This is a genomic window from Sphingobium mellinum (assembly GCF_037860795.1).
Lineage (GTDB): Bacteria > Pseudomonadota > Alphaproteobacteria > Sphingomonadales > Sphingomonadaceae > Sphingobium > Sphingobium mellinum.
In genome coordinates, this window is the sequence record NZ_JBANRK010000026.1 from 17,924 (window position 1) to 29,917 (window position 11,994).

Genomic DNA, 11,994 nt, shown 5'->3' on the forward strand with positions numbered 1-11,994 from the left:
TGGTTTGGTCCGACAACGGGCCGCACAAAATCGATCGCCGGTCACGTCCGTGACGCGGCGCGCGAATGCCCCCTCCATGTTCTGGTGCCATCTGAAACATTCGATCCGCCACGCGAGCGCGGCCGATCTCAAACGCAATGGGCAGGTCTCGAACGTTTCAGCCCAAGCATGATAATGGACATCTGTCCGCGACTTTTGAATGCAGTTCTGGAGCTAGTCCTTGAGGTCTAGACCATCGCCATGATTGTGTAAGTATGTCTGCGCGCGCACATTTTTGGCTGTGGCGGATGATATGAGGTTCGTTCGCCTGCGCGTTGGAGCGCCTTGATCGCTCCGCGCGCTGTTTAAGTGAAAGGCGCGCGGCATGAACAAGCGTTTCTTGCTGATTCTCCCGGCGCTGGGCAGCATCGCTGCCTGCGCAAGCAACAATGTAGGGGCGGGCCTGCCTCGCGGAGGAACCGCATATGGTTTGGTCCCTGCGGCGCTTAGCAACGTCGCGCCTGCTGAATATCGCATCGGACCGTTGGACGCCCTCGACATCACCGTGCTGCAGGAACCAGACCTTTCGACCAAGGCGGCGCCGGTCGATGCGTTCGGCAATGTCAACCTGACACTGATCGGCGACGTTAGGGCAAGCGGCAAGACCGCCGGCGAGCTGGCGAAGGAAGTTGCCGACCGCTATGGCAGGAAATATCTCAAAAACCCCCAGGTTTCAGTCGTAGTCTCCAAGCCCGTGGCGCAGAAAGTCGCAGTCCAGGGTGAGGTCGCCCAGCCCGGCGTCTATCCGATCGAGGGGCCAACCACTTTGCTTGGCGCATTGTCGCTGGCGAAAGGGGAAACGGAATATGCGGCTCTCAATGACGTCGTCGTGTTCCGCGAGGTCAATGGCCAACGCACGGGCGCCGTCTTCGATATTCGCCAGATCCGCAATGGCCAGGCGCCAGATCCCCAGGTCCGGTCCAACGACACGGTCATCGTCGGCTATTCGGGCAGCCGGAGAACGTGGCGTGACATCACGACCGCCTTTCCAATCTTGAATATTCTCCGGTTCTTCTAGCCAGAGGGGTTTCCCATGCACGGTAAGACTCTTGCGCTGAGGCCCCAAGGCGACCAGTTGGTCGGGGTAAATGACGACCGGCTGACCCCGGCCTATGCTGATTATGATGATACCCCCAAGCGCGGCATCGATCTTCAGGCCCTTTGGTGGATGGTTGTGCGCAATCGCGGACTGATGCTGGCCATCATGGTCGTCGCGCTGCTGGTCGGGACGGCAAGCATCTGGCTGCCTGACCCCGTCTATACCGCACAGACAACGATCCAGATCGAGCCGCAGCCGGCGCGGGTCTTGGGCACAGAGGATATCAAGCCCGATCTTGGCGCCTCCGAAAATACCAGGACGCTCCAGACGCAGGTCGACCTGATGTCAAGCCGTTCCACCGCGGAGCATGTCGTGCGCCAGCTCAACTTGGCCGACGATCCGCAATTTCTTCGTGAAGCGGGTCTGGAGGACCAGCCGGCTGGGCCCTTCCGTGCCGCACTGGCGGCCTACGTATTACAGGCGGGACTGAATGTCTCCTCGCCTCGCGATACCCGGCTGATAGCGGTTCAGTATGACAGCCACGATCCGGTCCGCGCCGCGCGTATTGCCAACAGTTTCGCCGACACGTACATCAATGACACGCTGCAACGGCGGCTCGATACCTTCACCTATTCCCGTAATTTCCTTCATCAGCAGATCGCCCAGACCAAGGGAAAGTTGGAGAAGTCCGAGAGGAACCTTGTCAATTACGCCGTGTCGGCGGGCCTCGTGGACGCAGCCAATGCCGCGGGAGCTGGCGCGCCCGATGGCGAGCGGCGGTCGATCACCACTGCAAGCCTGGTTGACCTCAATAGTGCTTATTCGCAGGCGCAGGCGAACCGGATGCAGGCGCAGCAGCGCTGGCAGCAGGCGATGGCGACGCCCGTCATGAGCCTTCCGGAAGTGCTCAGCAATTCGGCAATCCAGGACCTTACCCGTCAACGCGCGGTGTTGGAGTCGGCGTTGCAACAGGACCGCCAACGTCGCCAGGACGATCATCCGGCGATTATGCAGGCGAAAGCGCAGATTGCCGAGATGGACCGCCAGATTGGAGCCATCGCGGCCGGCGTCCGCGCGTCCCTTGCCAATCAGTATCGCGTTGCAGCGGGACAAGAAGCGGCCATTGCGGGCCGGGTCGGTGCGCTCAAGGCAGCAACCTTCGCCGAGCAGGGCAAGGACGTGCGCTACAATATTCTGAAGCGCGAGGTAGATACCAACCGCAATCTCTACAACACTCTGCTACAGCGTTATAGCGAGGTGAGCACGCAGGTTGCGAACACGGCCAATCCCGTCTCGATCATCGACCGTGCGCAGGTCCCGGCAGCGCCATCTTATCCCCGGCCCGCGCTGAACATGGCGCTTGCGGGTCTGGCCGGCGCCGCGATGGCGCTCATGGCTGGCTTCCTGCGCACCCGGATGGACGACAAGGTGCACGGACCGACAGACGTGGAGAGCGACTTCCGTACGCCTCTGCTGGGCGTGGTGCCGTTGCTCAAGGGCGATGGGAGAGTCGCGGAAGCGATGGATGACCCGCTCTCTTCGGTGACGGAGGCGCACCACGCGATCTGCCTGGCGCTTGATCCTGTCGTTCAGACTCCCGATCGTAGCGTGTTGTTGTTGACTAGCAGCAGCTCGAACGAGGGCAAATCGACGATTGCCGTCAAGATCGCAACGAGTCTTGCCGGCACTGGCAAGAATGTGCTGCTCATCGACGGCGACATGCGGCGGGGTTCGCTTCATCTGCTGCTCGGGCTTTCAAACGAGCTCGGGCTTGCCGACCTGCTTGGCAAGGGCAGCGATGCAGCGCTCGCGGAGGCCGTGCAACATCTGGAGCGTCGCGGTTTTTCGGTCCTGACGCGCGGCAGTCGGTCATCGGCCAGCCCGGCCGAGCTTCTCGCCAACAGCCGGTTCGCCGCACTTCTGGATGAAGCTGCCAGTCAGTATGACGCAATCATCCTCGATGCGCCGCCGGTGCTGGGACTGGCCGATGCCCCGCGTATCAGCGGGATGGCGGATGCCACGGTCTTCGTGGTTGAGGCCAACCGGACATCCAAGGCGGATGTGAAGATCGCGCTGAAAAGGTTGGGTGACGCCGGCGCGGACCAGATCGGCCTGGTCATCAGCAAATATGACCCGGCCAAGGACGTGGGCGCCTACGGCTACGCCTATCACTATGATTATCCTCTGGAGGAAGACCGGATCGCCGACAAGGAACCGCTCCGTCAGCTGCAGAAGGAGGCGTAAAGGTGATGGCTCCGGCCGTACAGCGCTTGTCGGTGCAGTCGGCAGCGATTGGGGCGCCCCGTCCTGCAGGGTCGTCGGTATGGGCAAGGAACTACCTTGGCATCCTGTGCGCGGTGGCGGCGTTCCTGCCGGTGTGGGCTCCCCGACCGATCATGTTCGGCGAACTGTCCTTTGCTTTCGCGGTGCCGTTTATGCTCGCCTTCTGGGCCCTGACACAGCCCGCATGGCGGGGAAGTTTCCGCTGGGCATTGCGCGGCCGCTACGGTCGCGGTTTGTGGCTGGAAGCATTCAGCGTCGGCGTGATCTTGCTGATGGCGTTTGCCTCCATGCTAGTTTCACCGGAGCCGCTCCGTGCATTCCGCGTCATACTCCCGATGACCTATGCCGTTTGCACCTTGATCCTGCTTTCGCGAATATCATCCCGCTCGCAGCGCCAAACGGTTTTGGCGCTACTCTTCTCCGCAACACTGGTCTTCGCCATTGCCGTCGGCCTTGCGCAAACGGGCGCAGGCCGATTGATGGTCATGCGTGATTATCGTTTCATCGCGTTTTTTGAGAACCCGAACCAATTGGGCGTTGCAGTTTTGGCCGTCTGGCCCCTGGCCATCGCGCTGCTGCTGAATGCCCGAACAACCATTGTTCGCTTGTTCTGTGCGCTGAACGTGCTGATCCTTGCAACCGCGATCGTCATGAGCGGGACCAAGACGGCGCTGGCGCTCAGCTTTGTCGCGGGACCGCTAACCTGGCTCTACCACGGAAGCCGTAGCGGTAGCCTGGACAAGACGCTGTTCAAGCTGTCCATCATTTTCTGCGCGGTCGCGCTGGCCGTGCCCGCTACTTTGTGGGTGTTGAGCTGGGCAACCCCGGATTTCTTCAGGCGGGTGAACAGCATCCTGACCTATGGCCTGTGGGAATTTCCCAGCATGAAGACGCGCGATATCGTGTGGAAGGATTCGATCCAGGTCGGCCTCGACCATCCGCTGCTTGGCGGAGGCGCGGGAACCCAAGTCTATCACTATGCGCACTCGCACAACATGTTCCTCGATTATTTCCGGGGAATGGGGGTCTTCGCACTAGCGGCGGCGGTGGTACTGGTGGGGAGCGCCGTCAGCCGCGCCGCCAACTTTCTGCTTTCGACCTTGCCCAAGGGGGAGATCGACCGGGCGCCGGACACCATCGTGGCGGGCATGTATCTGGGCGCGACTTTTTACCTTATCGGGAACCAGCTCAGCGATTCCTTCTCGCCGACCACATCGTTCCTGTTCTGGGTCATGTATTTCGGCGCCTATCTTACCGCGCCGCCCTTGAGATCGGTCGCGCTCGCAACGGGCCGGCCGGCGGCGGCGCTATGGATGCGCCGCGCAAGCGCGCCAAAGCCGTCGACCTTGACATGGACGCCGCGCTCCAAGCGCGCCAGTCCCAGGCCGGCAGCTGTTGCCTAGCCGCAAAGCCGTGGGTCCAGGCAGGTTTTGAGGGCGCCCAGTCGGCTGGAGGGCCATCCCATCCACGCCGCCCCCACCAGCCGCGACGAAGGCCGCACGGGCCTTTAACCCCCACGATCTAACTGCAATTAGCGCCTGGCTTATGGGCATGGCTCATCGTCAGCCGGACTTCATTGAACTGGGATCACGCGGCCCGCTCCCGCTGGATGTTCAAGGGCTCTATTGGGCGATGACATCACCCCCGATGGTCGCGCTCCAGCTGGCAGAGATAGTCACGGATATGTCGGGCGCGGTCCAGCGGGGTGTCGCCGCCATCGCTCCGAATCCGAAGCAGCCGGCCTGAGAGGCCACGGCGCTTCAGTTCTTCTTCGATCTCATCGGAAATATGCTCGATGACCTCCGCGCCGCGTGCCCAGCGAGTTGGGTCGGCGATGGCGTCTGCATTTTGGAACCGCGACGTGTGCTGCCGCCGCTTTGCGATCCGCTGGCGTGCAACCTCGGTCGGCGCCTCGACATGGATGAAAAGAGTTTCGCCGATCCAACCGTCCACCCGATCGAATATCGTCTTGGCGGGGGCGGCATCGTTCCCGTGGTGGATGCGCGCCGTCCAGATCGCCTGCGCCAATCCCTGATCCGCGACCAGGAGGCGGTCGGGTCTGTGTCGCGAGTGCATCGCCAGCACCGACAGGAAGTTCCATCGCGTTTTCACCGCGTCCTTGCCGCCGCGCCGATCCGGCGTAAGTCCGCGCGACGTGGAATATATGACATGCGGGCTGCAAAGCGATGCTCGAGCCAGGAGGGCGAGGCGACGCAGCGACCGCCGCAGGATGGGCAGTTCATCGCCCATCGTATCGCGGCTGAAGCCTACAGGCGCGCGTTCCTCCCGCAACAAAGAGAGGAGTTTGCGTGCGATCGTCGTTTTGCCGGACCCTGGAAGCCCCAGGAATTCAATTGTCGTAATGGGCCGCCGCGAGGGAATATTTCGCGTCGAGGCGCTGGCATAGACGCGGTCGATCCTTTCTCCCATCAGATCTTCTCGCCATGACGAAACATCGGCGGATCGGGCGCCCTCCCGCAAACGCGCAAGCCTGTCCGGCGAATCCAGCAGAGCGAAGACCTGCGCCGCAGTCATTGCGAGATCATCGGGGTCGGTGATGATCCCGTTGATATGGTCGCCGACGATCTCCTCGATCCCGGGTAGCCGCGCTACCACCAGCGGTTTGCCGCCAGCGATCGCCTGAACGGCCGTGCGCGGCAGCCCCTCCCGCTCGGCCGCGTGTACGCACAGGTCGGCGAGCGCGATCAATTCCCACGGCGCCGAATCATGGCCGAGGAAGCGAACCTTGTCCACGATGCCGAGATTGCCTACCTCCTCCTCGCAGCGGCGACGATCCGGGCCATCGCCGGCAAAAAGCAGGCATAGATCATCCCGCTCGCGTAGACCTTGCGCCATTGCTCGGATTAAAGGCAGCTGCCGTTTCCGTTGCTCGAACGCGGCAATGTTGAGGATGAAGCGCGGCCGATCCTCTCCATGCCAACCGCCGATGCGGATTCGCCAGTCGGAAGGAGGGGCCGCTGAAATGAAGCGCTCGAGCGGCATCCCGCTGTGGATCACGGCAATCGGCAAACCGTCGCCGATATGTGCTTCAAGATAGGCCTGCTGCATGCCGCGGCTGACGGCGATCAACAAGTGGCTCAAACGCGCGCAGAGCCGCTCCGAATCTACGTAGAGCAGGCGCTGCCCGCCGCTGACCGCAAGGAACGGGGCGATATGAATAGTATGCACAATCAGCGGCACCCGAGCGGCGGCGGCAGCGAGCCTGCCGACAATTCCCGCCTTGCTTTCGTGCGTATGAACGACGTCCGGCCGAAGTTGTCGGTATAGCCGGTGCAAGTCACGCAGCGCGATGAGGTCAGCAACAGGACTTATGGGATGGACCAAATGATCCAGGCTGATAAGTCGAACACGGTCCCCGATACGCCCGGCCCAGATCGGGTCGGCACCCTGACCATGGATCAACGTCACCTTGTGGCCGCACGCAGCCTGATGAAGGCAGGTGGCGACCGTATTTTCCTCTGCACCGCCAAGCACGAGGCGAGTGATGACGTGCACGATGTTGAGCGGCCGGTCGCGCGTTTCCTTTGTCGGGGAAAGCGGGGGGGCAAGCTCGATACTGTCCCAATCGGCCGTGTCGTGCGTTCGAAGAAACAGCATGGCGCAGGCCCCCCGTGGATCAGGCTCCCAACGCCGTGCGTCTGGGAACTCGAAGAGCCGCCAACGCCGCGAGCCGGCTGTGGACTCCAAGTCTGCGAAATGCCGCATGAACATGCACCTTGACCGTGCTTGGCGATATCCCGAGCTCGCGCGCAATGACCTTGTTGGTATGACCTGCCAGGAGGAGCCTGATCACCTGCTGCTCTCGCCCCGTCAGCGCGGCGAGGGCCTGAAGATTTATGGATTCTTCTTCCTCGTCGTCCTCATCGCACACTTGCCGCGGGTCGAGTAGGTCGGACGGAACAAAGATGCCATCTTCTCCCACGGCTTGCAGCGCCCGAAGCAGTTCCGCGCCGTTCCCGATCTGCTTGGGGATAAATCCGTGCGCGCCCGCGGCAAGAATGGATAGCACCTCGCGCAGATCCGTCCGTTCAGAAAGGACCGCCATGCGCATGGCAGGCCGCTTCTCGCGAAGTTCGCGGATCGTGGCCACGCCGAAGGCTCCGGGCAAGTCAAAGTCGAGTGCGAGGAAATCGATGGAGAATTCAGTCGACAAGGTTTCCTTGAGGCTACCATAGTCGTGCACCCGGATGACTTTATCGAAGCCAACTTCTCGCTGCAGCATCGCCGCGAGGCCCGCATTGTAAAAAATATGTCTTTCTGCAACTACAGCGATCGAGCGAGTTTCGGTCATGGTGCGCCGGCTGGCAGCCCTCTTTTCTTTACCGACTAGCCTGCAATCACTCATCTAGCCGTCATCTATCTGTCATGAGTATGCAATACATTCAGCAATTTTTCATTGGCGGAATTTGCTTATCACTTTCGTAATAGCAAAAGGATGTGCCAGAGGCCCTGGAGTAGATCGCCGCGACTTAAGTTCCTGTATTTACAGGTGGTGGGATCGTCGGTGATCCGTAACGATATGGTATCGAAATCTAAAGAAAAGAAAACTGTGAAGTAAGCGGCAACAAGGAGATGCGACTCGGATACTCGATCGACTAAAGGACTCGCCCCAAAACCAGACATCACTTCCGTCGGCGGTTAGTTATATGCTGATGATGATAGGCCTCCAGGCCCGATGAGCGGGATAATCGAGATTAAATTGCCGTGGGGGCAGGCTTAGACCGATAAAGCGACACCGGCGCCCCCCGAAGCCTACGAAAATTGCTGGCGCGATAATGATGGAGCAATCTTCATGCAGCTCTGGGGAACGAGGAGGAGGTCTAGACCAAGAAATATCTCTGCGCCGCCGAATAAGCGCGAGAATCCTGCTTCGATATGTTACGTAGTGCGCCTTAGGAGATGGAGGCGATTTGCTATGGACTTCGCCAACCTGGCAACCAGATATCAAGGCAGGGTTGCCACTCAATATGAGGAAGCCCGCGCGGGGAGGAAATGGTCAGCTGAGAACCAGGCCGTCGAACAGTTGCTCAAGCATGTTGCCTTGGGTGCCAAGGTTCTGGACGTGCCGGTCGGAACTGGCAGGCTGCTGCCCTTCCTCCATGCTCGGAATGCGCATGTTCATGGGCTGGACGTTTCTTCCGACATGATCGCGCTCGCCCAGGCGAGCGCGGACGCTATCGGGACGCCGGCGCAGCTTGGCATCGGTGACATTCGACAGATCCCTTTCGAGGATGCTTCGTTCGACCTCGTGACCTGCCTGCGTTTCCTGAACTGGATCGATACAGCCTATCTCCAACAGGTGGTCGGCGAGCTTGCCCGCGTCAGCCGGGGAAAGCTGCTCCTGGGCGTTCGATATCTTCCGAGGTTCGGGGAACTGGCGCAAAATCGACAGGCCGCCGTCCGTCTCGCCATGCGAACGGCCGGTATCGCGCGGTTCCTCGCAAGCCGTTCGGGGCTGATCAATCACCGCAAGAGCGCGATCGAACAGCTTTTCGATTCGCTGCACCTGAAGATCGCCGATGCGCGGGTCGTGGAACGTCGCTGCGACGGCACCGACTATGTCTTCTTCCTGCTTCAAAAGCGATAAAGCCGCGGCTTTTCATAGCTCATGAGCCGTCGATAGCCTGCCCCTCCGCGGGACCGCCGCGGGCTACAGCTTACCCGGTGCCTTGCTCCGCTGCAGCCGCTTGAAGCCGGTAATAGCGCGCGCGAACATGCTCTTCGCTTTTCCCGTCTCCCGCAGAGACTTTGCATTTCCGCCCCTGGTCCGCCAACCGTACCGTGGTGGATCGAGCGCGAGCGTGAGCAAAGTGAATATTGGCCCAAGCGCCGGCCAATCGAGCTGAACCATGCGGCGGCGATGCTGCATACGTGGCCACCATCCCTTGATGAGCCGTGGCGGCACACCAATTCCGAGCAGGGCCTCGATCGTCACGAGCTGCGTCCGAAGTGCCGTTCGGGGCTGGCGCTCAGGAAACCACGACAGCAGCTGATCCCAATCAATCCCCTCTGCAGTCCGAGCAAGTGCAGCGATGTCGAGCACGTGCCTCAAATCGACGAGCCCTCGCCAGTAGTCGCGATCCTTAAGTTGATCGTGAAGGACAAGTATCAGCGTTTGGGCAGTAGGGGAGGGGAGCAATGCTTCGCCAGTCCCGACCTTGACGGGAATGCAGAATGAGGCTAGCCGAGCAAACTCGAAGCGCGGACGCGGCGCTTTCAGTCGGTAATGCAGATCGATTGTTCCGGCGTCCCGAGTGCGCGCGAATATATGCGCCACGGTCGGATCGCTCAACTGAATCTGCCGGACATAACCGATCCTACCCAGGGCGTCCCCGGCGCGAGCGAGCGCTGACGGGGGCACCATGATATCCAGGTCCGAAAGTATGCGGCCGCGCGCATCGAGGCCGGGCATCGCGAGCATGGCCGCGCCCTTGATCAGAATCGGCGTGATCTCTGCGCCGTTGAGGCAGGTAACGGCCTCGGCAAGCTGATCGCGCATGCGCCTGTCGCGCTCTAGAGCACGTTCGTCAACCGCTGCGAGAAAGTCTGCGACATCTTGCGGAAGCGCCATCGATCGGTCGACCTGCTGCCGCCGGGCGAGTGTTCCCGTCGTCAGCGTCCGGTTGGCGATCGCGATGACCCCCGGCCAGTCGAGATTTTTCGGCGGCCTCCCGGCAAGGGACGCCATGAGCTCCACGGTTGGCGCGCGGCTAAGCATCGCTGCAGAGTCCGACAAGCGTGCGCACTGCCTCATCGAGGTTGGAATAGAGGAGCGCATGACATTGTGCACCCGAAACGAGGTCGATAAGCGCGCGAATATCCATGGACGATGCCACCCCCCGCCTTGAATAAGCTTCGCGAATCAGTGCCGCCAGAGCGTCAACCGGGTCCTGCCGAACCAGAATTGCCGGCCCGCTCTCCCGCCTCTGCAGCGATATGATCCAACGCACAGGAAGCGCATCATCGCTGCCACGGCCTGGAGAGAGGAATCGGATACGCTTCCCGTCGATCCGGTGGTGCACGGGTGAAGCTGCCAGATCCGCGCGGAGTTTCCCGATCAGCCGCCATGCTCCGGTCTTGATCGCTGGCGCGAAACGCAGGCCCTGTACGCGCCCGGATGGGTCGACAAGCGTAATGTCGTCGCCGCCATAGCCGAACCCCGCGGACATCAGAGCCACGGTCATCGTGCTCTTGCCCGCGCCAGGCGACCCCGCGACCAGCAATGCGCCGCCGTGGCGTATCAGACATGCAGCGTGCAGCGCGACCGGCGCACTGGGTTCGTTGAGGATGTCCTCTATCAATATTCCCTTAAGAGATGGCGCGGCTTGCAGCGGGGTTACGATCAGCATAGGCCGGTCGCGCCGGCCGACGAAGACTAGGTCGTGCTCGTCGATTATATCGTAGCAGGTCGCGGCTTCGTCACCCTCACGTGTCTCCAGATGCACGAAAGCAGGTGCTACCCTCGCCATGAGCGCATGGGAACTGTAGCAGAGCGTCAGATTTCGGCCCGCTATAATGATCGTCTGGCGCGCAGGCTTCCGTCGGCGTCCGCCAGCGAATGTGGCGCTGGCGATCCCTTCTCGCGACCACGTCAGAAGGGATTGGCGGATATAGGATTCGGCAATTGCGGGGTCGAGGCCCTGATCAGTAAGATCGTCACGCAGCACTGGCCAGCACGTTTGGGCTTCGAGCCGACGCGTCAGCCAGGCAGCAGTTTCGTTCAGTTCGAACAGCCTTTGCCTTTTGCCGGAAAAGACAGCCGCGCGGCCGCAGATCGGGACAAGGGCCGCGTCGTCGGCTAAACAAAGGCACACATCGGCACGGTCCGCCCTGTGCGGCGCTTCATCGGACAGCGACATGACAGGCGACGCCTGCATGCCGGTGTCCTGTCCGAAGATCATCCCCCACGCGCCCCGCCGAAGCTACTTGTGGCCGCCGCGATTGCCCGGATGCCCCGGTCCGGTGCCTGGTCCATCATTGATCGGGGGATTGCCCGGAGGCTGTGGGTCGACGCCATTGCCGACGCCGTTATTGCCTTTGACGTGGCCGTGGCCGCCTGTCGACTTGGCGATTGCGGGCGAACTCAGCGATGTCGACAGGAGAATGGTCATCGCAGGCGGCACCGTAAGCGCGAAACGCCCGCAGGATTTCAGGAAGACGCGACGATCCTCCTCACCGGAGCATAGTTTTTCCAGAGGTTCTGTCATAGCAATCACCCTCCATCAAAGGCTCGTCCGCCGATGCATTTCGGCTTCCTGCCACGTTCATCGATACCCGCCTCATCAAGATGAGATTGTCGGGCAGTGTCTTCATCATGAGGCGATCATTATTCAACGGCAAATAACAACCATGGCATAAGTTCACGATGTTCGATCCGCCCGACTTTCTCTGATTCGAAAGAGGGTGGTGCGAGAATGTTTGACTGTAACACATCATTCTGTTGGTTCGCACGGGCAGAGAGTATCTATATCGATAGGTATAGTTGAGCATATAGTTGTCAGAGCCATGACGATTCAGGAGTTTCGGTTGGTGGGCTTATACCAACCTGCATTGATCACGACCCACGCGCCCATTTGCGGCGTCCTATGGTCATGATGCGCCACGGCTGATCG

The 11,994-nt window shown here is 61.0% G+C and carries 9 protein-coding genes; 4 read left to right on the forward strand and 5 right to left on the reverse strand.

The features are described 5' to 3' along the window. Nucleotides 1-364: 364 nt before the first annotated feature. From AAC640_RS16970 to AAC640_RS16980, 3 genes are read left to right on the forward strand one after another with little or no spacing between them, the layout of a single operon-like run. Nucleotides 365-1,057, forward strand: a complete 693-nt coding sequence (locus AAC640_RS16970) for a polysaccharide biosynthesis/export family protein (protein WP_340268419.1) — start codon at nucleotides 365-367, stop codon at nucleotides 1,055-1,057. 15 nt (nucleotides 1,058-1,072) lie between these two features. Further along, nucleotides 1,073-3,322, forward strand: coding sequence for a GumC family protein (locus tag AAC640_RS16975; protein ID WP_340268421.1), 2,250 nt, complete (start codon nucleotides 1,073-1,075; stop codon nucleotides 3,320-3,322). Nucleotides 3,323-3,327: 5 nt separating this feature from the next. Further along, nucleotides 3,328-4,764 (forward strand): O-antigen ligase family protein, encoded by a 1,437-nt coding sequence (locus AAC640_RS16980; RefSeq protein ID WP_340268423.1) that lies wholly within the window; start codon nucleotides 3,328-3,330, stop codon nucleotides 4,762-4,764. A gap of 235 nt (nucleotides 4,765-4,999) precedes the next feature. Here the strand turns inward: AAC640_RS16980 and AAC640_RS16985 are convergent, their stop codons facing one another. Then, nucleotides 5,000-6,979: a glycosyltransferase gene (locus AAC640_RS16985; protein WP_340268425.1), complete on the reverse strand. Its 1,980-nt coding sequence runs from the start codon at nucleotides 6,977-6,979 to the stop codon at nucleotides 5,000-5,002. A gap of 19 nt (nucleotides 6,980-6,998) precedes the next feature. Continuing rightward, nucleotides 6,999-7,673 (reverse strand): LuxR C-terminal-related transcriptional regulator, encoded by a 675-nt coding sequence (locus AAC640_RS16990; RefSeq protein WP_340268427.1) that lies wholly within the window; start codon nucleotides 7,671-7,673, stop codon nucleotides 6,999-7,001. 624 nt (nucleotides 7,674-8,297) lie between these two features. Between AAC640_RS16990 and AAC640_RS16995 the strand changes: the two genes are divergently transcribed. Then, the gene (locus tag AAC640_RS16995) at nucleotides 8,298-8,969 is read left to right on the forward strand and encodes a class I SAM-dependent methyltransferase (RefSeq protein ID WP_340268429.1); all 672 of its coding nucleotides are present in this window, start codon (nucleotides 8,298-8,300) and stop codon (nucleotides 8,967-8,969) included. A 63-nt stretch (nucleotides 8,970-9,032) separates the two neighbouring features. On the opposite strand, the gene AAC640_RS17000 is transcribed toward AAC640_RS16995, so the two are convergent. From AAC640_RS17000 to AAC640_RS17010, 3 genes are read right to left on the reverse strand one after another with little or no spacing between them, the layout of a single operon-like run. Next, entirely contained in the window at nucleotides 9,033-10,160 is a 1,128-nt protein-coding gene (locus AAC640_RS17000; RefSeq protein ID WP_340268431.1) for a nucleotidyltransferase family protein, read from the reverse strand. Beyond that, on the reverse strand, nucleotides 10,093-11,259 hold the full coding sequence (locus AAC640_RS17005) for a hypothetical protein (protein ID WP_340268433.1): 1,167 nt from the start codon (nucleotides 11,257-11,259) through the stop codon (nucleotides 10,093-10,095). Before AAC640_RS17005 ends, AAC640_RS17000 begins: the two co-directional genes overlap by 68 nt. A 45-nt stretch (nucleotides 11,260-11,304) precedes the next feature. Beyond that, complete coding sequence (locus AAC640_RS17010) at nucleotides 11,305-11,589, reverse strand: hypothetical protein (protein WP_340268435.1); 285 nt, start codon at nucleotides 11,587-11,589, stop codon at nucleotides 11,305-11,307. Nucleotides 11,590-11,994: the final 405 nt, after the last annotated feature.

What these genes read in the sequence shown, in the direction of transcription:
- AAC640_RS16970 (WP_340268419.1), top strand. Translation starts at nt 365, where the DNA reads ATGAACAAGCGTTTCTTGCTGATTCTCCCGGCGCTGGGCAGCATCGCT.
- AAC640_RS16975 (WP_340268421.1), top strand. Translation starts at nt 1,073, where the DNA reads ATGCACGGTAAGACTCTTGCGCTGAGGCCCCAAGGCGACCAGTTGGTC.
- AAC640_RS16980 (WP_340268423.1), top strand. Translation starts at nt 3,328, where the DNA reads ATGGCTCCGGCCGTACAGCGCTTGTCGGTGCAGTCGGCAGCGATTGGG.
- AAC640_RS16985 (WP_340268425.1), bottom strand. Translation starts at nt 6,979, where the DNA reads ATGCTGTTTCTTCGAACGCACGACACGGCCGATTGGGACAGTATCGAG.
- AAC640_RS16990 (WP_340268427.1), bottom strand. Translation starts at nt 7,673, where the DNA reads ATGACCGAAACTCGCTCGATCGCTGTAGTTGCAGAAAGACATATTTTT.
- AAC640_RS16995 (WP_340268429.1), top strand. Translation starts at nt 8,298, where the DNA reads ATGGACTTCGCCAACCTGGCAACCAGATATCAAGGCAGGGTTGCCACT.
- AAC640_RS17000 (WP_340268431.1), bottom strand. Translation starts at nt 10,160, where the DNA reads ATGCGCTCCTCTATTCCAACCTCGATGAGGCAGTGCGCACGCTTGTCG.
- AAC640_RS17005 (WP_340268433.1), bottom strand. Translation starts at nt 11,259, where the DNA reads ATGCAGGCGTCGCCTGTCATGTCGCTGTCCGATGAAGCGCCGCACAGG.
- AAC640_RS17010 (WP_340268435.1), bottom strand. Translation starts at nt 11,589, where the DNA reads ATGACAGAACCTCTGGAAAAACTATGCTCCGGTGAGGAGGATCGTCGC.